16 protein-coding genes are annotated in these 20,907 nt (G+C 56.2%); all 16 read left to right on the top strand.

Annotated features, from left to right (window positions below):
- The first annotated feature begins 29 nt into the window (after nt 1-29).
- The 16 genes from ACETPC_RS14515 to bcsD all read left to right on the top strand — a co-directional run bounded on the left by ACETPC_RS14515 (nt 30) and on the right by bcsD (nt 20,906).
- Nucleotides 30-458: an organic hydroperoxide resistance protein gene (locus ACETPC_RS14515; RefSeq protein WP_380182421.1), complete on the top strand. Its 429-nt coding sequence runs from the start codon at nt 30-32 to the stop codon at nt 456-458.
- 303 nt (nt 459-761) lie between these two features.
- On the top strand, nt 762-2,453 hold the full coding sequence (gene eptB / locus ACETPC_RS14510) for a kdo(2)-lipid A phosphoethanolamine 7''-transferase (RefSeq protein WP_380182419.1): 1,692 nt from the start codon (nt 762-764) through the stop codon (nt 2,451-2,453).
- A 236-nt stretch (nt 2,454-2,689) separates the two neighbouring features.
- Nucleotides 2,690-3,022 carry an SMR family transporter gene (locus ACETPC_RS14505; protein WP_380182417.1) on the top strand — a complete coding sequence of 111 codons (333 nt, stop codon included), beginning with the start codon at nt 2,690-2,692 and terminating at the stop codon, nt 3,020-3,022.
- A gap of 601 nt (nt 3,023-3,623) precedes the next feature.
- Nucleotides 3,624-5,234: a dipeptide ABC transporter periplasmic-binding protein DppA gene (dppA, locus tag ACETPC_RS14500; protein WP_380182415.1), complete on the top strand. Its 1,611-nt coding sequence runs from the start codon at nt 3,624-3,626 to the stop codon at nt 5,232-5,234.
- A 187-nt stretch (nt 5,235-5,421) separates the two neighbouring features.
- Nucleotides 5,422-6,441 carry a dipeptide ABC transporter permease DppB gene (gene dppB / locus ACETPC_RS14495; protein WP_380182413.1) on the top strand — a complete coding sequence of 340 codons (1,020 nt, stop codon included), beginning with the start codon at nt 5,422-5,424 and terminating at the stop codon, nt 6,439-6,441.
- Nucleotides 6,442-6,449: 8 nt separating this feature from the next.
- A complete protein-coding gene (gene dppC / locus ACETPC_RS14490; RefSeq protein ID WP_380182411.1) occupies nt 6,450-7,352 on the top strand; it encodes a dipeptide ABC transporter permease DppC in 903 nt (300 codons plus the stop codon).
- Nucleotides 7,353-7,361: 9 nt separating this feature from the next.
- The gene (gene dppD, locus ACETPC_RS14485) at nt 7,362-8,351 is read left to right on the top strand and encodes a dipeptide ABC transporter ATP-binding protein (RefSeq protein WP_380182409.1); all 990 of its coding nucleotides are present in this window, start codon (nt 7,362-7,364) and stop codon (nt 8,349-8,351) included.
- Nucleotides 8,338-9,363, top strand: coding sequence for a dipeptide ABC transporter ATP-binding subunit DppF (gene dppF, locus ACETPC_RS14480; RefSeq protein ID WP_380182407.1), 1,026 nt, complete (start codon nt 8,338-8,340; stop codon nt 9,361-9,363). Before dppD ends, dppF begins: the two co-directional genes overlap by 14 nt.
- Before the next feature lie 258 nt (nt 9,364-9,621).
- Nucleotides 9,622-9,918, top strand: coding sequence for a type II toxin-antitoxin system MqsR family toxin (locus ACETPC_RS14475; protein ID WP_380182405.1), 297 nt, complete (start codon nt 9,622-9,624; stop codon nt 9,916-9,918).
- 2 nt (nt 9,919-9,920) lie between these two features.
- Complete coding sequence (locus tag ACETPC_RS14470; RefSeq protein ID WP_380182403.1) at nt 9,921-10,130, top strand: type II toxin-antitoxin system MqsA family antitoxin; 210 nt, start codon at nt 9,921-9,923, stop codon at nt 10,128-10,130.
- A 543-nt stretch (nt 10,131-10,673) separates the two neighbouring features.
- The gene (bcsO, locus tag ACETPC_RS14465; protein ID WP_380182401.1) at nt 10,674-11,366 is read left to right on the top strand and encodes a cellulose biosynthesis protein BcsO; all 693 of its coding nucleotides are present in this window, start codon (nt 10,674-10,676) and stop codon (nt 11,364-11,366) included.
- On the top strand, nt 11,357-12,154 hold the full coding sequence (gene bcsQ, locus ACETPC_RS14460) for a cellulose biosynthesis protein BcsQ (RefSeq protein ID WP_380182399.1): 798 nt from the start codon (nt 11,357-11,359) through the stop codon (nt 12,152-12,154). Before bcsO ends, bcsQ begins: the two co-directional genes overlap by 10 nt.
- A gap of 85 nt (nt 12,155-12,239) precedes the next feature.
- The gene (gene bcsA / locus ACETPC_RS14455) at nt 12,240-14,336 is read left to right on the top strand and encodes a UDP-forming cellulose synthase catalytic subunit (RefSeq protein WP_380182397.1); all 2,097 of its coding nucleotides are present in this window, start codon (nt 12,240-12,242) and stop codon (nt 14,334-14,336) included.
- The gene (gene bcsB / locus ACETPC_RS14450; protein WP_380182395.1) at nt 14,333-16,669 is read left to right on the top strand and encodes a cellulose biosynthesis cyclic di-GMP-binding regulatory protein BcsB; all 2,337 of its coding nucleotides are present in this window, start codon (nt 14,333-14,335) and stop codon (nt 16,667-16,669) included. The genes bcsA and bcsB overlap by 4 nt, the downstream gene beginning before the upstream one ends.
- 2 nt (nt 16,670-16,671) lie before the next feature.
- Nucleotides 16,672-20,439, top strand: coding sequence for a cellulose synthase subunit BcsC-related outer membrane protein (locus ACETPC_RS14445; protein ID WP_380182690.1), 3,768 nt, complete (start codon nt 16,672-16,674; stop codon nt 20,437-20,439).
- Complete coding sequence (bcsD, locus tag ACETPC_RS14440) at nt 20,439-20,906, top strand: cellulose biosynthesis protein BcsD (protein ID WP_380182393.1); 468 nt, start codon at nt 20,439-20,441, stop codon at nt 20,904-20,906. The genes ACETPC_RS14445 and bcsD overlap by 1 nt, the downstream gene beginning before the upstream one ends.
- The last annotated feature ends 1 nt before the right edge of the window (nt 20,907 follow it).

Below are 20,907 nucleotides of genomic sequence, written 5' to 3'. Positions count from 1 at the left end.
CATATAACCCAAAGAAAGGAGTTTGCCTGATGTCTTTAGAAAAAGTCGTTTACCGTGCTAAAGCAAAAGCCACCGGCGGCCGTGACGGTCGCGCCACCTCTTCAGACGGCGTGCTGGACGTAAAACTGGGCGTGCCGAAAGAGATGGGCGGCGCAGGCGGCGAAGCCACTAACCCTGAGCAGCTGTTTGCCGCTGGTTATTCGGCCTGCTTCCTGGGCGCGATGAAGTTCGTGGCCAACCGTGACAAAATCGCCATGCCGAAAGAAGCCTTTATCGAAGGTGAAGTGGGCATAGGGCCGCTGCCAACCGGTTTTGGTATTGAAGCTAAACTGAATATCCATCTGGAAGGCATGGATGCAGCGGAAGCGAAAAAGCTGGTGGACGCCGCGCATATCGTCTGCCCTTACTCCAACGCGACTCGCGATAACATTGATGTGACGCTGAATATCATTAACTGATAATGGCTAAAGCCGGGGTTGGCATCAGGCTCCGGCTATACTTCTTCCTTTTTTACTTTTCCCGGCTGCTGGCCAAAGCTTTACCGTTCATCCTTCCGTAATAGCGGCTTATTCCCGCAATTGACCTGATAAATCTTCGTTAATGTGGTTAACTACGCCGCCTGTGCCTGGCGGTCGCGCGTTCTCCTCAGAATCGTCCAGGAAAAGTTTCTCCGCGTGATAATCGAGCCGTTAACCGAACTCTAACGAAACGGCATGGTCTGATTAACGTTTACTCTTAAGCTACACCGGGATAAAGGTTGCATGAATTATATAAAAACACTGACGCAGCAGAAACTCTCGTTTTTGCTGGCGTTTTACATCGGTATCTTTCTGAATATCCCCGTTTTTTATCGCCGTTTCGATCCTTTCCTGGCCCATTTCACCGTTGCTGAATGGCTTTCCGCCGTTGCGGAAGTGGTCGCTATCGTTCTGCTAACCTTTTTCCTGATGCGCCTGTTATCGCTGGGCGGCAAAATATTCTGGCGCATTACCGCCACCGCGCTGGTGCTGATTTCGGTAGCCGCCAGCTACTATATGAGCTTCTTTAATGTGGTCATCGGCTACGGCATTGTCGCTTCAGTGATGACCACGGATACCGATCTGTCGAAAGAAGTCATTGGCTACCATTTTCTGTTATGGATGGTGCTGGTCAGCGCGCTGCCGCTGCTGCTGATCTGGCGCAACTCACTGCGCCTGACGCTGATTGAACAGTTGAAAACGCCGGGCCAGCGCCTGAAGCCGCTGGGCGTGCTGCTGCTGGCCGTGGCGCTGGTTTGGTTACCCATCCGCTATTTCGATAAGCAGCAAAATATCAACGAGAAGCTGACCAATATCGATCTGCCAAGCTATGGCGGCGTGGTGGCGCACTCTTATTTGCCTTCTAACTGGCTGTCGGCGCTGGGGCTGTTCGCCTATACCAGCTATGACGAAACTATGGACAGCAAAGCGCTGTTCGATCCGGCAAAAAATTTCACCTATAACGCGCCAGCCGGGCTGGACGACACCTATGTTGTCTTTGTTATTGGTGAAACCACGCGCTGGGATCATATGGGCCTGCTGGGCTATGACCGCGATACCACGCCTAAGCTTTCTCACGAGAAAAACCTTGTGGCGTTCCGCGGCGAATCCTGCGATACCGCTACCAAGCTTTCGCTGCGCTGTATGTTCGTACGCGAAGGCGGCACGGATGAAGGGGCAGGCCGCACGCTGAAAGAGCAAAACATTTTTGCGGTACTGAAAGAGCTGGGCTTCAGTTCTGAACTTTTCGCCATGCAGAGTGAAGTCTGGTTCTATAACAATACCGATGCGGACAACTTTGCCTTCCGCGAGCAGATTGGCTCTGAACAACAGAACCAGGGCAAATCGGTAGACGATATGCTGCTGGTGCCGGAGCTGAAAAAGTCGCTGGAACGTCATCCCGAAGGCAAGCATCTGGTCGTGCTGCATACCAAAGGTTCGCACTATCTTTACTCGCAGCGCTATCCGCGCGAGTTTGCCCGCTATCAACCTGAATGTATGGGCGTGGACGATAAGTGCAGTAAGGCGATGTTGATCAATGCTTTTGATAACTCGGTGCTCTACACGGATACGGTGCTGGATAGCGTGTTCGATCAGCTGCGCGATAAGAAGGCCATTGTGTTCTATGCGGCTGACCACGGTGAATCCATTAGCGAAAACATGCATCTGCACGGCACGCCGCGCCATATGGCGCCGCCGGAGCAGTTCCGCGTGCCGATGATCGTCTGGGCCTCTGATAAATATCTGGCCGATCCGGCCAACCAGAGCCGTTTTGAACGCTTACAGGCACAGCAGCGAGTGGGCAATACGCATCGCCACGTCGAGCTGTTCGACTCTGTGCTGGGCTGTCTGGGCTACACTTCTCCGAATGGCGGCATCAAGCAGGCGAATAACTGGTGTGCGGATCCGGCAAAAGCGCCGCGCGGCAAAATCTAGAGCCGTTTCCGCTTCATCACTATCCCCGTCCGTCCTGGCCGGGGATTTTTTTTGCCTGCCGTTAAGGCAGGATTAAATTTGGCATGCGGAGTTATGCGCGGGATCAAAAAGCGTCCCAGGAATTTTTGCAAGATAGGCCGCTGATAATTGAATGTGTGGATAAGGCAATAAAAAAGTTCTTTGTACTGCCTCTTTCCCGCCGACAAAGCCGTAACTGAACCAGGAGAAGGGTTGCAATGCAAATGTATCTGACGCTGTTTATCGCCATAGTGGCGGAAGTGATTGGCACCACCTTTTTAAAAACCTCCGAAGGTTTTACGCGGCTTTGGCCGAGCCTGGGCACGGTGCTCTGCTACGGCATCGCTTTCTATTGTCTTTCGCTGACGCTACAGCATATGCCCACCGGCATCGCCTACGCTATCTGGTCTGGCGTAGGGATAGTGCTAATTTCGCTGGTCGCCTGGCTGTGGCAGGGCCAGCGGCTGGATCTGCCTGCGATCGTGGGCATGGGGTTTATTGTCGCAGGCGTAATTATTATCAATACGCTTTCTCGCGCCGTTTCGCATTGACTGGCCTGCTACTGGTGCCAGCAGCAGATTATGCTTTTGCGCAAAAGTCGCGCTGCCGTGCTTCTCCCAGATAAACCGTTAAAAAAGCCTCTTCTACTCTGCAAAACGGCATTAATTCGCATCGCGCTTCGCTTTGCGGGAAAAATGTGCGCTAGCCCATTTTTTATCCTGCCGTTGCAGAACTTTTGCCTGAGTTGGCAGATATAAGCAAAGCGTATCGTTAGAAAAACGGCGCTATAGCAAATTTTTTCAGGCGTTTTTTCGCAACGCGTTCTACTGGTTATGCTGAAAAAGGCGATATTTCGAGCGTTATTTCGTGATAACAGCGCATTATATGCGCTGGTTATGCGCGCTTTTGCTTATTTTTTATATTTGCCAGTGACCTCGCAGAGTCTGTGTAAATAGCCACTAACTGTATTGACGTTTTCTGCAACTGTTGACAAATTGATCGCTTAGCAGAGAAAGGATACGGATTTTTCTGATAGTACTCAGGGCCGTGGTTTTTCCTCCGTTAGCGTCGCAAAGCGACACGACCGGGCCAACATAAAAAAACAAAGGCCCGGCGAATTGCACAACACACCATCACAACTGGAGCAGAAGCATGCGTAATTCCCTGGCTAAAAACAGGATGCTGAAGGTTGGCCTGAGCCTGATCGCCATGACCGTGGCCGCTGGCGTGCAGGCCAAAACTCTCGTTTATTGTTCCGAAGGATCGCCTGAGGGCTTTAACCCACAGCTTTTTACCTCTGGCACCACTTATGACGCCAGCTCGGTGCCCATTTATAACCGTCTGGTAGAGTTCAAAATCGGCACCACGGAAATCCAGCCCGGCCTGGCGGAAAAATGGGACGTCAGCGAAGATGGCAAAACCTACACTTTCCACCTGCGTAAAGGCGTGAAGTGGCAGAGTACTAAAGATTTCAAGCCGACTCGAGATTTTAACGCGGATGACGTCGTGTTCTCTTTTGAGCGCCAGCTGGATAAAAATAACAAATATCACGGCGTTTCCGGCGGCAGCTACGAGTATTTCGAAGGCATGGATATGCCGAAACTTATCAGCAAAATTGAGAAAGTAGACGACAACACGGTGCGTTTCGTACTGACGCGTCCGGAAGCGCCGTTCCTTGCCGATCTGGGCATGGATTTCGCCTCCATTCTTTCTGCTGAATATGCCGACAACATGCTGAAAGCGGGCACGCCAGAGAAAGTCGATCTTAATCCGGTCGGCACCGGGCCGTTCCAGCTGCTGCAGTACCAGAAAGACTCCCGCATTCTCTACAAAGCCTTTGACCAGTTCTGGGGCACTAAACCAAAAATCGATCGCCTGGTGTTCTCGATTACGCCAGATGCTTCCGTGCGCTACGCCAAGCTGCAGAAAGGCGAGTGTCAGGTTATGCCGTACCCGAATCCGGCCGACATTGCCAGCATGAAGGCAGATAAAAATATCAACCTGATGCAGATGCCGGGCCTGAACGTCGGCTATCTCTCATTTAACGTCGAGAAAAAGCCGCTGGATAACGTCAAGGTGCGCCAGGCGCTGACTATGGCGGTAAACAAAAAAGCGATTATCGATGCGGTCTACCAGGGCGCGGGTCAGGCGGCAAAAAACCTGATTCCGCCGACCATGTGGGGCTACAACGATACGGTGCAGGATTACCCTTACGATCCGGCCAAAGCCAAAGCGCTGCTGAAAGAAGCAGGCATGGCGGACGGCTTCAGCATCGATCTCTGGGCGATGCCGGTGCAGCGTCCCTATAACCCGAATGCTCGCCGCATGGCGGAGATGATCCAGGCGGACTGGGCGAAAATCGGCGTGAAAGCCAAAATCGTTACCTATGAGTGGGGCGAATACCTGAAGCGCGCCAAAGCGGGCGAGCATCAGACGGTGATGATGGGCTGGACGGGCGACAATGGCGATCCGGATAACTTCTTCGCTACCTTGTTCAGCTGCGCCGCCGCGAAGGATGGTTCGAACTACTCGCGCTGGTGCTACAAGCCGTTCGAGGATCAGATTCAGCCTGCGCGCGCCGAAGCGGATCACAATAAGCGTATCGAATACTACAAGCAGGCTCAGGTCGTCATGCACGATCAGGCGCCAGCGCTGGTTATCGCACATTCTACCGTGTATGAGCCGGTCAGCAAAAAAGTCTCCGGCTACGTGGTCGATCCTTTAGGCAAGCATCACTTCGAGAACGTCGATATTCAGGAATAACGAAAGCGGCTGGTTCGCCGGCCGTTCTTCCCACCCCTGTAGGCCGACCCGACGGCCTGTTGCAAAACTTAAGTAACCATGGTCAAGGCGCGTATAACGCGTCGCGGACGGGCTGCCCGACCGCGAGATGTGAGCAATTATAATCCTTCAGGCTACGGCCTGCGGGAACTTACAGAGAATCCGGATTATGCTGCAGTTCATACTCCGACGTCTGGGGCTTGTCATCCCGACGTTTATTGGCATCACCTTATTAACCTTCGCTTTTGTGCATATGATCCCCGGCGACCCGGTGCTGATTATGGCGGGCGAGCGCGGCATCTCCGCCGAACGCCACGCCCAGCTTTTAGCGCAAATGGGGCTGGATAAGCCGCTGTGGCAGCAATATGTTTCCTATGTCTGGAACGTACTGCACGGCGATCTTGGTCTCTCCCTGAAAAGCCGTCTTCCCGTGTGGCAGGAGTTTGTTCCGCGTTTTAAAGCAACGCTGGAGCTGGGCATCTGCGCGATGATTTTCGCCGTCGCGGTAGGCATTCCGGTCGGCGTGCTGGCTGCGGTAAAGCGCGGTTCCATTTTCGATCACACCGCCGTCGGCATCTCGCTGACCGGCTACTCTATGCCAATTTTCTGGTGGGGCATGATGCTGATCATGCTGGTCTCAGTGCAGCTTAACCTGACGCCGGTTGCCGGTCGTATTGGCGATACGGTGTTTCTGGACGACAGCCAGCCGCTCACCGGCTTTATGCTGATCGACACGCTGTTTTGGGGCGAGCCGGGCGATTTTAAAGACGCCGTGATGCATATGATCCTGCCCGCTATCGTGCTTGGCACCATCCCGCTGGCGGTGATCGTGCGTATGACGCGTTCGGCCATGCTGGAAGTGTTGGGAGAAGACTATATTCGCACCGCGCGTGCCAAAGGTCTGACAAGGATGCGGGTGATAGTAGTGCACGCATTGCGTAATGCGATGCTGCCGGTGGTGACGGTAATCGGGCTACAGGTTGGCACTATGCTGGCTGGCGCGATCCTGACCGAAACCATTTTCTCCTGGCCCGGCCTGGGCCGCTGGCTGATCGATGCGCTCCAGCGTCGCGACTACCCTGTGGTGCAGGGCGGCGTGCTGATGGTGGCTATCCTGATCATTCTGGTCAACCTGCTGGTTGACGTGCTTTACGGCGTGGTTAATCCGCGCATCCGCCACAAGAAATAGGGGGCTGCATGTCTTTAGTGGATCCAGGCAGCGTACCTGCCGCACCTAAGCCGATGACCCCTTTGCAGGAGTTCTGGCACTACTTTAAGCGTAATAAAGGCGCCGTTGTTGGCCTGGCCTACGTCGTTATCGTTTTTCTTATCGCTATTTTCGCTAATTTTATCGCGCCGCATTCGCCTGCCGAGCAGTTCCGCGATGCGCTGCTGCATCCGCCAGTCTGGCAGGAAGGCGGTAGCTGGCACTACATCCTGGGAACCGACGATGTGGGCCGCGATGTGCTTTCGCGCCTGATGTATGGCGCGCGCCTGTCGCTGCTGGTCGGCTGTCTGGTTGTAGTGCTGTCGCTGATCCTCGGCGTAGTTTTCGGCCTGATTGCAGGCTACGTGGGCGGTGCGACCGATGCCGTCATTATGCGCCTGGTGGATATTATGCTGGCGCTGCCGAGCCTGCTGCTGGCGCTGGTACTGGTAGCGATTTTCGGGCCGTCGATCGTTAACGCCTCTATCGCGCTGACCTTCGTGGCGCTACCACACTATATCCGCCTGACGCGCGCGGCGGTGCTGGTGGAAGTGAGCCGCGACTACGTAACCGCTTCGAATGTGGCGGGCGCGGGCGCAATCCGCCAGATGTTCGTCAATATTCTGCCCAATTGCCTCGCGCCACTGATCGTGCAGGCTTCGCTGGGCTTCTCCAACGCCATCCTTGATATGGCCGCGCTGGGGTTTCTGGGAATGGGGGCGCAGCCGCCGACGCCGGAGTGGGGCACCATGCTCTCCGACGTGCTGCAGTATGCGCAAAGCGCCTGGTGGGTCGTGACCTTCCCCGGTCTGGCGATCCTGCTGACCGTACTGGCGTTTAACCTGATGGGCGACGGCTTGCGCGACGCTCTCGATCCGAAACTCAAGCAGTAAGAGGCAGCGATGGCGTTATTAACCGTAGACAAACTGTCGGTGCATTTCGGCGACGAGAAGGCGCCGTTTCGCGCGGTAGACCGTATCAGCTATCAGGTCGAGCAGGGCCAGGTGGTAGGCATCGTCGGCGAATCCGGCTCCGGCAAATCGGTCAGCTCGCTGGCGATTATGGGGCTGATCGATTATCCCGGCAAAGTGATGGCCGAAAATCTGACCTTTAATCAGCGCGACCTGAAACGCATTTCCGAAAAAGAGCGCCGCCAGCTGGTGGGATCGGAAGTGGCGATGATTTTCCAGGATCCGATGACCAGCCTGAACCCCTGCTACACCGTGGGCTACCAGATTATGGAAGCTATTAAGGTGCATCAGGGCGGCAATAAAAGCACGCGCCGCCAGCGGGCTATCGATCTGCTGACGCAGGTCGGCATTCCCGATCCGGCCTCGCGGCTGGATGTTTATCCGCATCAGCTTTCCGGCGGCATGAGCCAGCGCGTAATGATCGCGATGGCTATCGCGTGCAGGCCGAAGCTGCTGATTGCGGACGAGCCAACTACGGCGCTGGATGTGACAATCCAGGCGCAGATCATCGAGCTGCTGCTCGATCTTCAGCGTCAGGAGAATATGGCGCTGATCCTGATCACCCACGATCTGGCGCTGGTGGCCGAAGCGGCGCAGCATATTATCGTGATGTACGCGGGTCAGGTGGTGGAAACCGGCAAAGCAGTCGATATCTTCAAAGCGCCGCGCCATCCCTATACTCAGGCGCTGCTGCGCGCGCTGCCGGAGTTCGCGGCCGACAAAGCGCGGCTGGCTTCGCTGCCTGGCGTGGTGCCGGGCAAATATGACCGGCCAAACGGCTGCCTGCTGAACCCACGTTGTCCGTACGCTACCGACCACTGTCGGGTTGTAGAGCCTGAACTGCGTGATATTCCGGGACGCCAGTCCAAATGTCATTACCCTCTGGATGATGCCGGGAGACCAACCTATGAAGCCATCTGATTCCACCCTGCTGATGCAGGCTATAGACCTGAAAAAGCACTATCCGGTGAAAAAGGGCCTGTTTGGCCAGGAGCGGCTGGTAAAAGCGCTGGACGGCGTCTCCTTTAACCTGGAAAGAGGCAAAACGCTGGCGGTGGTGGGCGAGTCGGGCTGCGGCAAATCCACGCTGGGCCGCCTGCTGACGATGATTGAAACGCCAACTGAAGGGCAACTGTTCTATCAGGGACAGGATCTGCTAAAGCACGATCCGGCGGCACAGAAGCTGCGTCGGCAAAAAATTCAGATCGTGTTTCAGAACCCTTACGGCTCGCTAAATCCGCGCAAAAAGGTTAGCCAGATTCTGGAGGAACCGCTGCTGATTAATACCGATCTCAGCAAGGCGGAGCGTAAGGAAAAAACGCTGGCGATGATGGCGAAAGTCGGGCTGAAAACGGAGCATTACGATCGCTATCCGCATATGTTTTCCGGTGGTCAGCGTCAGCGTATCGCCATCGCGCGCGGGCTGATGCTGGATCCTGATGTGCTGATCGCCGACGAGCCGGTTTCCGCGCTGGACGTCTCCGTACGTGCGCAGGTGCTGAATCTGATGATGGATTTGCAGCAGGAGCTGGGCCTTTCCTATGTCTTTATCTCGCACGATCTGTCGGTGGTCGAGCATATCGCGGATGAAGTGATGGTGATGTATCTGGGACGCTGCGTAGAGCGGGGTAGCAAAGAGGCGATTTTTGCCAATCCGCGCCATCCGTATACGCAGGCGCTGCTTTCCGCCACGCCACGCCTGAACCCGGATGAGCGCCGCGAGCGCATCAAGCTAACCGGCGAGCTGCCCAGCCCGCTTAATCCGCCGCCGGGCTGTGCCTTTAATGCGCGCTGCCGTCGGCGCTTCGCGCCTTGTCCGCAGATTCAGCCAAAGCTGAAGCAGTACGGCGAGCAGCAAATTGCCTGCTTCGCGGTGGATCAGGATGAAGGCGTGCCGGTGCCAGGCAGCCAACAGGCGACCGCACAGCCATAAGCCTCTGCCAGCCGAAGCGCTGTTCTGTTGTCGGCCAGCCTCAGCCGTTTGGGAGACCAGGCGGCTTGCCGCAGTTAGCATGGCGATTGAGACCGGCAATATCTGGAAAGCGTCTCACAAGCTGACTGTATATTGCACCGCAGGCCAGCTTTTTTTTGCGGTATTTCTCGATAAACGAACAAGAAGAGGTTATATTTTCGCCATGCAGGCGGTGCCTTTTTGTACACTCTTTCCGGGCTTACTACAGGAAAGAGCGCTATGGAAAAGCATGTCCCTCATACCCGGCTGGCACGGGTCAAACAGCTCATCAGGTCAGGACGCGTGAGGATCACGCGCTCGGCAGTAGAAGATGCGGAAGCATTGGGATTAAGCTTTCAGCAGATTTGTCTGGTCTTGCTGAATCTGACCGCAGAAGACTTTTACAAAAGCATGACCACCTATGCAGACCACCGTATTTGGCAGGATGTCTACAGGCCGCTATTAGCTGGCCGACGCCTGTACCTGAAGATAACGGTAATGGAAGATCTGTTAGTGGTTTCATTCAAGGAGAAATAACTATGAAATGTCCCGTTTGCGGCAGCGCAGAACTGGAAATTGGCAGCAAGGATGTTCCCTATACCTTCCGTGGGCAGACCACACTGCTGCGCAACGTGCGCGGCCAGCACTGTCCGGCGTGCGGCGAAACAGTAATGACTCGTCAGGAATCGGAAGCCTACACAGGGAAAATTAAAACCTTTAAAAGCACCCTGGCGTTGAATATGGGGTGATTTTTCCATGTTGGCGGCGTGGGAGTAAAACCTCAGCCGCCGTGACGTATCACGCGCGGAGAAATAGCCTGTTTGCCATAGCAGCGGTATGCTGCCAGAAGCAATCGATTAGCCAAAGCAGGCCGTTGCCCGTGATTTGCGTTAGGTTGCTTGTTTTATCACCGCTGCAGAATGCGGCAGAAAGCCGGGATGATTTCTGGCATCAGGGCCAGTTAAAAGTGTTTTATGTCAAATTACCTTTAATGTTAGCAGATCCTTCATTAAATAAGGCTTACGCATTGCCTGGCCTGAATAATTTGTGTATCTCCTCAAAAGCTGTTTGTTATTAAAGCCGCACGAGATTTAATTAACGGCAGGTAATTATTTAATTAAGTCAAATAATCACCAGGCTGACTGATAGTCTGCGTAATTATCGCTTTGCAAGCGTTTGTTAATATAATTAATCATTGACAGGTTTTTTTATGACCGTTAAGAATTATCCGATGCAAATAAAAATTGTATGATATATTGCCGCCAGTTTCCTCACTCTCCGCGATCGTTTCCATGAAAAGCTATGACGACCTGCAGCGTTTTAAAGAAAAAACGCAAACAAACCATATCGAATTCAGAGACCTGTCTGAACAGACACGCAATGCTGACAGCACCGACTGGGCTATTATCAGGCAGCTAATGGACAAGGGCGCGGATGCCGCTCTGGGCAACGGCCAGCGCACGGATATTGCTGCGCCGCAGCCAGCAGCCGCCGATCTCTTCAGCAAAGCTGTTGCTGAAGCCGCGCCAGTAAAAGCCGCCGCCAAAATTTCCGCGCCGGTTTCCGCCAGCGTAACGGCGTTTGTCGCGGCTAAACCTGCTGCTCAGGGCGGATCCCTGCTGGATGCTATTTCAGCTTCGCTTAAGCCTGCCGCAACGGCGCCTGCGCCAGTGGCCGCAGAGCCGGAAGCCGTTAATCGGGTGCCGCATACGCCGCTGAAAGTTGCCGAATCGCCCTTGCTGGCGTCTCTGGCTATGACGCAGCCAGAAGCCGCTCGTTCAGTGCCGGAACAGACATTCTCCGTCGCTGATGTGCCGCAAGCCCATTCGCCAGCCGCTTTTCATACGCCTGAGCCTGGCGCCGGCCAGGAGGTTCGCTTTAAGCAGTTGTTCAGCGCCTCCGGCGCGCGCGCTGCGGAAGAAAAAGCCTTACCGAAAGAAACACTGCTACAACCCCTGTTGGAGAAAATCGCCTTATGCCGTTAGTTTGTGTTTGTTCTCCAAAGGGCGGCGTGGGCAAAACAACCCTGGCTGCCAACCTGGCCTATACGCTGGCGCGTGGCGGCAGCAAAGTGTTAGCGATCGACTTCGATGTGCAAAACGCGCTGCGTCTGCATTTTGGCGTGCCGCTCTCCGACGGCCGCGGCTTTGTGGCTAAGTCGGCAGAATCGCCGGACTGGAGCCAGTCGATCCTGACCACCGGCGGCAATATTTTCGTGCTGCCCTATGGTGACGTCACGGAAGAACAACGGGTTGAATTCGAAAGCAATCTTGCTAAAGATCCTAATTTTCTCGCGCGGGGTCTGCAAACCGTTCTCACCTATCCCGGCCTGATTATTGTCGCGGATTTTCCCCCTGGCCCTGGTCCAGCCCTAAAGGCAATGACCGCTCTTGCCGATTTACATCTTGTGGTGATGCTGGCGGATACGGCTTCGCTGTCGCTGCTGCCGCAAATTGAAAACGAAAAAATGATCGGCGGCGCACTGAACCAGCGTAAAGGCCACTTTTTCGTGCTCAACCAGAGCGACAGCCGCCGCAATATCAGTCGCGACGTTACCGCCTTTATGCAGCAGCGGCTGGGCGACAGGCTGCTGGGCGTGGTCAACCGCGATGAAAGCGTGGCGGAAGCCAATGCTTCGCAGCAGTCGGTATTTGACTTTAGCCCGGTTTCCGCGGCCGCTTTCGATATCGAACTGATCGGCAAAAGGGTTGCCGCGCTGCTGGATATCAAAGTGGGCGACGGCGAGATGCAGGCGCCGCTGGGCTCGCGCTAGCACTGCCAGACCGTCCGGAAGGGATACTGAAATGCCGGAGCGCTGCTGCGCTCCGTTAGTCCTCGTTTTGTTTTCAGGATGACTTATGAAAAAAGTCCTGTACTACCTGCAGCTGCTGATTTTAATGCCGCTGGCTGCAGTGATCGTTATCACCCCAATGGACAGCCAGAAACAATATATTTTTGGCTTGATCGGCATCGCCATTCTTTTTGTTATGGGGCTGAGTAAAAGCCATAAAATATCTATGGTGATGGTGTTCCTTTCAGCACTAATGTCAACGCGTTATATATACTGGCGCGCCACGGAAACTCTGGCTTTTAATTCCGAAATCGAAGCTATTCTGGGCATCGGTTTATTTATCGCTGAAGTTTACGTTTGGGTTATTTTACTTTTAGGCTACCTGCAAACCTCGTGGCCGCTAAAAAGAACCATTGAGCCGATGCCGGAAGACATCAGCCTGTGGCCGACCGTAGATATTTACGTGCCGAGCTATAACGAAAGCCTGGACGTAGTAAGAGATACGGTACTGGCGGCGCAGTGCATTGACTACCCGCGCGACAAGCTGAAAATCTACCTGCTGGACGATGGCAAACGCAGTGAGTTTGCCGTTTTCGCCGCAGATGTCGGCGTGGGTTATATCACGCGCGATGACAACCGCCATGCTAAAGCGGGCAACCTGAACCACGCGATGACCATTACCAAAGGCGAACTGATCACCGTCTTTGACTGCGACCACGTAGCGACCCGTACTTTCCTGCAGGCCACCGTGGCACCTTTCCTGAAAGATCCAAAGCTGGCGCTATTACAGACGCCGCACTACTTCTATTCGCCGGATCCTTTCGAGCGCAACCTGAAAGCGGCGCGTGAAATCCCGAACGAGGGCGCGCTGTTTTACGGCCCGGTTCAGCAGGGCAACGACAACTGGAACGCTACTTTTTTCTGCGGCTCCTGTGCGGTTATCCGCCGCAGCGCCCTGGAAGAGATCGGCGGCTTTGCTACCGAAACCGTGACCGAAGATGCGCATACCGCGCTAAAAATGCAGCGTCGCGGCTGGAAGTCGGCTTTCCTGGCGCTGCCGCTGGCGGCCGGTCTGGCCACCGAGCGTCTGGGTTTGCATATCATTCAGCGTACTCGCTGGGCGCGCGGTATGACGCAGATTTTCCGCGTTGATAACCCATTGCTGGGACGCGGCCTTAAGTGGCAGCAACGTCTCTGCTATCTGAACGCTATGCTGCATTTCCAGTTTGGGCTGCCGCGCGTGGTCTTTCTGACCGCGCCGCTGGCCTACCTGTTATTTAATCTGAATATCATTCATTCTTCCGCCAGCCTGATTTTCGCCTACGTATTGCCGCACCTGGTGATGTCGCTTTACGTGAACTCGCGAATGAATGGCCGCTTCCGTGCCACTTTCTGGGGCGAGATTTACGAAACGGTGATGGCTTTCCATCTGGTGATCCCGACGCTGCTGACCATGATTTCGCCGAAGCACGGCAAGTTTAACGTTACGGACAAGGGCGGGCTGCTTAATACCGGCTTCTTCGACTTTAACATTGTGCGTCCACACGTTATCTGTGCTGCGCTACTGGTAGCAGGTGTGATTAGTGGCATCATCCGCGCGACGGCACACGACTATTTCGGCGTCGATCCTTATGTTATCGCGCTTAACGTAGGCTGGGCGCTGTTCAGCCTGATTATCCTGATGGCCGCCATCGCCGTAGCGCGAGAAACCAAACAGACGCGTAAAACCATCCGTATCGACGTGAAAATCCCGGTGATTATGCATTATGCCAGCGGGATTTCTTCGCGTTCCACCACGGTAAATCTTTCAATGGGTGGCGTACAGATTACCGCGCCGGATAACCGCCACGAAACGGATGTGATCGAGGCAATCGATCTGATGCTGCACTCCGGCGCTATCTCTATTCCTGTGAGCACTATTGGCGCGGATGACGGCGTAATCCGCCTGAAATTCTCGGAAATTCCACTGTCGCGCCGCCGTGAGCTGGTGCGCGTGGTGCTTTCCCGCGCCGATGCGTGGATTAAGCCGGAAGGGCCGAAAGACCGGCCGCTACGCTCGCTGCTGACTATTATCCGCACCGTTTTCGAACTGTTCTGGCTAACCTGGAAAGATCGGCGCGCGAAGCGCCAGGCGCTGAAAGCCAAAGAGGATAGCGCGGCATGAAAAAGCTTTTATCTGTTCTTTGTCTCAGCGCGCTCGTGCTGGGCAATGTTTATGCCGCAGACAGCGTTACCCAGGATAGCAGCGCTCTGTCGCAGATCCCGCCGCCTGCCGGAACCGGCGATCTGCCTCCGCTGCCGCCGATTGGCGATGCTGCTGCGCCTGCCGCGCTGCTCAATCAGCCGCTTGCCAGTACGCTTTCCGTCGCGCAGATGGGCCAGCCCGGCGGCATTCTGCTGACTGGCGGCCAGCTACAGTCCGGTATCGTCTTTACGCTGCCTGCCGACGAAGTCATTACCAATGCACGGTTAAACCTGTCGCTAAAAGTGTCGAAAGCGCTGGCGGCGCGTAATACCTCTATGCAGCTGATGCTGAACGGCCAGCCGCTGGGAACGCTGCCGCTGAGCGCCTCTGACAGCGCCAGCGAAGAGTATCAGCTGGATATTCCAGCGGCGATGGTTGTTTCCAGCAATAATCTCAGCTTTAAGATCAACGATGCCGATCAGCTCCTGTGCGAGCGCGACAGCGCCAGCCAGTATCAGGTGACGATCCTGCCGCAAACTACGCTGGCGCTGGAGGGACAGCAGCTAAATATCGGCAACAAGCTGCGCAACTTCCCACGGCCTTTTATCGATGCGCAGCGTATGACGCCATCCAGCGTAGCCATGGTGTTTGGCGCATCAGTGACGCCGGACAAGGTCAGCGCGGCGGCTACCGTCTCTTCCTGGCTGGGCATCCAGACCGACTATCGCGGTATTGATTTCCCGGTATTGCGTAACGAAATGCCGGAGAAAAACGGCATAGTTTTCGCCAGACCGGGCGAGACTATCGCCGGGCTGAATGTGCCGCAGGTGAGCGGGCCGACATTGGAACTGGTCGATAACCCAATCAATCCGGTTTACAAGCTGATGCTGGTTATCGGCAAAGATGACGAGGAACTTCGCCAGGCCGCCTGGCGGTTGACCCAGCCGCTGAGTGTGGATAACGATTCGCTGGCGGTTGCCCGGCAGGCCATGCCGCAGAGCAAAGCGTACGATGCGCCGCGCTGGATTAATACAGATCGGCCGGTGCGCCTGAGCGAGCTGCTGCGCAAAGATCAGAGTCTGACTACTATCGGTATCTGGCACGATGCGCTGAAGGTTAACTTCCGCGCCGCGCCCGATCTTTTTCTGTGGGATGGCGAAACGGTGCCGGTGCAATTGAATTATCGCTTCCCGGCGGAAAGCTGGATCGACGAGGATAAATCTTTCCTTAACGTCGGCCTGAACGGCACTTTCCTGCGCAACCTGACGGTAAACAAGGTCGGCCTGCTGGAGAACATCTGGCACCGGCTGGGCGGCGACGCGCGCCAGGAAAAATATACGCTGAAATTCGATCCCTATTTGATTTACGGCGATAACCAGCTGCAGCTCTATTTCAATATCAAACCGAAAGCCAGCGCGCCATGCAGCGTGCTGACCAACAACAATATTAAGAGCCGTATTGAAGACGACTCCTGGATCGATTTAAGCCACACGCGTCACTTTACACTGCTGCCAAATCTTTCCTATTTTGTCGGCGCTTCTTTCCCGTTTACGCGTTTCGCCGACTACTCGCAGACCGTACTGATGCTGCCCGCAGCGCCCAGCGATGCGGAAATCGGCGCGTTGCTGGATATGGCCGGACGCGCGGGTAATGCAACCGGCGTAGCGCTGAGTCACAACAAAGTGCTGTTCGGCGTACCAAAAGATGGCGAGAAGCTGCTGCGCGACAGCGATGTGCTGGCGGTTTCTACCCTGGCACAGGGCGGTTTTAACCAGGCAGTGCTGCAACATTCGCCTTTCGACGTAAACGGCCACACGCTGGGCGTAAAAGAGCCAACGCTGCTGGATAACCTGCGCGGCTGGCTTTCCGGCGACTGGAATCGTCAGGTCATGGATGCGGATCGCTATCTTTCTTCTAACGAGGACTGGCGCGGCTTTATCAGCTATCGCTCACCGTGGAACAGCTCTCGGGTAGTGGTGCTGACCGTTGCCACCGATGACGGGCAGCTATCGCGTCTGCATAACGACCTGAAACTTCAGCGCATTAACGCCGGTATTCGCGGCGATACCGCCATCATCACTGATGAAAACGGCATTCGCAGCTTCCGCGTCGGCGCGCAGTTTCCGAGCGGGGAAATGCCCTGGTACATGATGGTGGTGTGGTACGCCAACCAGCATGCAGTGGTGCTGGCGCTGATGGCGCTGCTGTTTTCGACCCTTGTCGGTTTAAGCACTTTTGTTTTACTGAAACGTCATGCCTGGAAGCGTCTGAATCCGCAGCACGATCGGCAGACGCATGGCGAGAAAAAATGAAGATGACTCTAAAAACGCTTATCGCGCTGGGATTGCCGGGTATGACGCTGGCAGCGGGCGCTTTTCCCGTGCAGGCGGCGCAGAATCCGGCGCTGCAGGCGCTGTTCGACCAGGCTAATTATTGGCACCAGAAAGCGCACGATGAACTGGCGCGCGACGCGCTAAACAAAGTGCTGATGGTGGACGGTAATAATGCGCAGGCGCTTTACCTGATGGCGCTATGGGCGCAGCAGAGCGGCGACAGCGTGACTGCCGCTAAGTGGCGCGATCGGCTCAGTCAGGCTTCGCCAAACGATGCGAAACTCAGCGAGCTGGATAACGCCCGTCAGCTGCAGTCGATTCCAACGGCGCAGTTGGCGCTGGCGCGGCAGCAGGCCCGCAGCGGCAACATCGCCGCCTCGCTGCAAACCTGGCGCAACACCTTTAGCGGCAACGAGCCGCCAGCCAGCGTGGCCGCCGAGTATTACCTGACGATGGCAGGCGACCGTACTTTGCTGCCGCAGGCCGTCGACGCGCTGCGGCAGTTTGCCGCCGCGCATCCACAGGATACCGGCGCTAAGCTGGCGCTGGGCAAGGCGCTAACTTACGAAGAATCGACGCGGCGCGAAGGCATGCAAATCTTAGGCAGCATGGCGGACGGCAACGACGATGCCGATCGCTCGCTGCGCCAGGCGCTGCTATGGCTGGCGGTAAAGCCGGAAGATGCGTCGCTCTACCAGACTTACCAGCAGCGCCATCCGCAGGATAACGCGGTGATGGACTATTTCCGTAAAAACGCGGGCGGCGCGGAAAAAGGTGCAGGTTTTACCGCGCTGAACAGCGGCGATGTTTCAGGCGCGCAAAAGGCTTTTGGCAGTGTTCTACAGGCGAACCCGGAAGATGCGGACGCGCTGGCAGGCCTGGGCTATGTAGCTCAGCGCAGCGGCAATTATGCGGCAGCCGCAGATTACCTGGAGCGCGCCGCTAAGCTGGGCGGCGACAACAGTCAGCAGCGTCAACAACAAGCCGCCGACGCACGTTTCTACGGCCAGCTGGCCACCGCACAGCAGGCGATGAAAGCGGGCGATACGGCGCAGGCGCTGAGCCTGAGCGAACCGCTGACCCAGGCGGAAGGCGAAAAAGGCGTGGCGGCGAAGCTGTTCCGCGCCGACGTGCTGCGCCGCAGTAATCAACCTGAGGCAGCCGAACAAACTTATCGCGCAATTCTGCAAGGTGACGCGGATAACCGCTCGGCGAAGGAAGGGCTATTTTACGTGCTGCGCCAGCAAAACCGTGGCAGCGAGGCGGATGCTTTGCTCTCTTCGCTGCCGGAAAGCGTACGGGCAAGCGTCGCGCCTCGCGCAGGCGCAACCAGCGATCCGCTGCGGCGGGAGGCAAAACAAGCACTGGCGGCGGGCAATCCTCAACGCGCTATCACGCTATTGCAACAAGGTATCCAGCGATTCCCGAATGACGCCTGGCTGCGGCTGGATCTGGCACGTCTTTATCAACAGCAGGGTGAGACCGCACAGGCGGCTGGCCTGATGCAGCCCGCTTTCCGTTCCTCAGCCAGCAGCAGCGAAATCTATGCCGCCGCGCTGTTCGCCAGCGAAAGCGGCGCCTGGCAGCAGGCGCAGACGCTGCTTGGCCGACTGCACAATCAGAACAGCGAAATGCGCGCGCTTTCAAGTCGTGTAAATTTCAACCTGCAAATGGCGGTTGCGCAGCAATATCTGGCACAGGGTTCCCCCGCAGCGGCGGCCAATACGTTGAAAGCGCTGGCAATTAATCCGCCGACTAATCCGGCGGATGCAGGCATTCTGGCGAAAGGGCTGGCGGCTGCGGGCGATCTCAACGCGGCCGTGGCTGTGGTGCGTAGCAATATGCAGCGCGGCGTGCAGGGCAATGCAGGCGACTATGCGGCTCAGGTCGCGGTGCTGAATCAGGCCGGATTAAGCGGCGAGGCGCAGAGCTTCCTGAGTAATCCTGAGCTACAGGCTAACAGCACGCCGACCCAGCTGGCTGGCATCCAGAATGGCTATCTGATCAATGAAGCCGATCGCCTGCGCACGCAGGGCAAATATGCGGCAGCCTACGATAAATTGATCGGCGCTCTGCAGCACGATCCGCAGAACAGCGATCTGATGTTTGCTATGGGCCGTCTCTATCAGTCCGGCAAAATGAATAAAGAAGCGGGCGTCGTCTATGACTACCTGATGACTCGCGATACGCCAACTCAGGATGCGCGTGTTGGTGCTATCGACGTAGCGCTGGCAACGCACGATCTGCCGAAAGCTAAGGCGTTAATCGGCGGCTTGCAGGGCGAACAGACGCCGGAGCGGCTGCTGTTGATGGCTCGCGTAGCCGAAGCCGATGGCGATCATCAGCAGGCGCTGGCTTATCTGCGTACCGCGCGCGGCAAAATGATTGGCCTCGAGGGCGCGGAAAGCGGATCGACGCCGGTGATTGGCGGCATGGCGCTGGCAGATAATCCTTTCGTAAACCGTACTACGCTGGTGGCGCGAAAATCGCCTTCCGCCTACGGCAACGTGATGCCATGGCAGCAGGCTCCGGCTGGCGATAGCGCAGTAGCCACCGAAGGTGTATCGCATCAGGCGCAAACGCTGCATCAGATCGATACCATGATGGACGATTTGCAGGAACGCACTGGTACCTGGGCACAGGGCGGCGTGCAGGTTCGTGGACGCGACGGTGAATCGGGCCTGAGCAAGCTGACCGAAGCTAAAGCGCGGCTGACCTGGTCAAGCGTGCCTTACGGCGACACGCGCTTTAACTTTACGCTGACGCCGATCACGCTCAGCGCAGGCAGCGCGGCGGGCACCTCAATTGCCCGAGCTGGCACGCAGGCGCTGGAACAAGGCCGCATCGCTCAGGCGAATAAGATTACGCCATCAACCGTACTGCTTAACTCGCCAGGCGCGCAGACCGCTTCCGGCGTGGAAGTGAATCTGGGCCTGACTAACGACAGCTTTAAAATCGATCTCGGCTCCACGCCGCTGGGCCAGGATCTCAGCACGCTGGTGGGCGGCATCCAGTGGTCGCCGAAGCTGACCGACTACCTGACGCTGGTTTTGACCGGCGAACGTCGTGCAGTGACCGACAGTTTACTTTCCTATGTCGGCACCGAAGACAAGCTGAGCGGCAAGAGATGGGGCGCAGTGACCAAAAACGGCGGCAGTGCGCTGTTAAGTTATGACAACGGCGACGCCGGTTTCTATGTCGGCGCGGGCGGCTACAGCTATATCGGCGAAAACGTCGCCAGCAACCAGAGCCTGAACGGCACGGCGGGCGCCTATGTTCGTCCTTATCACGACGACAACAGCGAGCTGAAAACCGGCATCAGCATGAGCTGGATGGATTACTCGAAAAACCTTAGCTACTACAGCTATGGCCAGGGCGGCTATTTCAGCCCGCAGGATTTCGTCGCCGTCTCCTTCCCGGTGGACTGGAGCAAAAATTACGACGATCTCAAAGTAAAAGTAGGCGGCTCGGTAGGCTATCAGTCTTACTCACAGGATCGCAGCGCTTACTTCCCGACTGACCCGGCGAAGCAGGCGCAGCTGCAAAGCTACTATGACGCCGGTTACGCTACTGAAGCTTACTATGCGGGCGGCAGCAAAAACGGCATTGGCTATAATCTGCATGCGGGCGCGGATTATAAGGTTAATAAGGACGTTACCGTTGGCGGTCAGCTGGGTTATGACACCTTTGGCGACTACAACGAGAGCACGGCTCAACTCTATTTCCGCTATATGCTCGGAGACAAATAATGAGTGAACTACAGCAACGTACCCTTAGCTACTATCGCCAGCAGCAGTATCAGCCAGGCTGGTTCGATCTGCTGAGCGTGATGATTAACGGTATGCTGAACAACGCGGGCGAGCAGGAAAGCCATGCGTTTCTACAGCAGATGGGCGACAGCCTGGCCAGTCGCTATCCGTTAAGCGCGGCGCGTACCGTAGGCGAGCTGGAGCAGCAGATTAACCTGGTGCTGGCGCGTTTTAATTGGGGATTTGTCGACGTGCAGCCGTATGAAACCGCTATTCTTATTCACCATATGGCGCTGCCGCCGGGCGACGGCCGCATGGCCGAGAATCAATGGCGTCAGGCGCTGGGCGCGGTACTGACCGGTCTCTACGCCCGCTGGCTGGGCGAACAGGGCGGCAGTCCGGCCGTGTCGCTGAGCTGCTCCGCTACCGGCGGCGCGGCTTCGTTAACTTTCCGCTATCAGCCGTAAG

It is taken from the genome of Pantoea sp. sgz302252, from assembly GCF_042610525.1.
In the GTDB taxonomy this organism is placed as follows: domain Bacteria; phylum Pseudomonadota; class Gammaproteobacteria; order Enterobacterales; family Enterobacteriaceae; genus Erwinia.
Note: the sequence above shows the minus strand (reverse complement) of the source record. Positions and strands in the feature narration are given on the sequence as shown.

Excerpts from the sequence above, each read along its gene's own strand:
- dppF (WP_380182407.1), top strand. The coding sequence starts at position 8,338 with ATGAAGCCATCTGATTCCACCCTGCTGATGCAGGCTATAGACCTGAAA.
- ACETPC_RS14470 (WP_380182403.1), top strand. The coding sequence starts at position 9,921 with ATGAAATGTCCCGTTTGCGGCAGCGCAGAACTGGAAATTGGCAGCAAG.
- bcsB (WP_380182395.1), top strand. The coding sequence starts at position 14,333 with ATGAAAAAGCTTTTATCTGTTCTTTGTCTCAGCGCGCTCGTGCTGGGC.
- dppC (WP_380182411.1), top strand. The coding sequence starts at position 6,450 with ATGTCTTTAGTGGATCCAGGCAGCGTACCTGCCGCACCTAAGCCGATG.
- bcsD (WP_380182393.1), top strand. The coding sequence starts at position 20,439 with ATGAGTGAACTACAGCAACGTACCCTTAGCTACTATCGCCAGCAGCAG.
- ACETPC_RS14505 (WP_380182417.1), top strand. The coding sequence starts at position 2,690 with ATGCAAATGTATCTGACGCTGTTTATCGCCATAGTGGCGGAAGTGATT.
- dppA (WP_380182415.1), top strand. The coding sequence starts at position 3,624 with ATGCGTAATTCCCTGGCTAAAAACAGGATGCTGAAGGTTGGCCTGAGC.
- bcsQ (WP_380182399.1), top strand. The coding sequence starts at position 11,357 with ATGCCGTTAGTTTGTGTTTGTTCTCCAAAGGGCGGCGTGGGCAAAACA.
- ACETPC_RS14445 (WP_380182690.1), top strand. The coding sequence starts at position 16,672 with ATGACTCTAAAAACGCTTATCGCGCTGGGATTGCCGGGTATGACGCTG.
- eptB (WP_380182419.1), top strand. The coding sequence starts at position 762 with ATGAATTATATAAAAACACTGACGCAGCAGAAACTCTCGTTTTTGCTG.
- bcsO (WP_380182401.1), top strand. The coding sequence starts at position 10,674 with ATGAAAAGCTATGACGACCTGCAGCGTTTTAAAGAAAAAACGCAAACA.
- bcsA (WP_380182397.1), top strand. The coding sequence starts at position 12,240 with ATGAAAAAAGTCCTGTACTACCTGCAGCTGCTGATTTTAATGCCGCTG.
- dppB (WP_380182413.1), top strand. The coding sequence starts at position 5,422 with ATGCTGCAGTTCATACTCCGACGTCTGGGGCTTGTCATCCCGACGTTT.
- ACETPC_RS14475 (WP_380182405.1), top strand. The coding sequence starts at position 9,622 with ATGGAAAAGCATGTCCCTCATACCCGGCTGGCACGGGTCAAACAGCTC.
- ACETPC_RS14515 (WP_380182421.1), top strand. The coding sequence starts at position 30 with ATGTCTTTAGAAAAAGTCGTTTACCGTGCTAAAGCAAAAGCCACCGGC.
- dppD (WP_380182409.1), top strand. The coding sequence starts at position 7,362 with ATGGCGTTATTAACCGTAGACAAACTGTCGGTGCATTTCGGCGACGAG.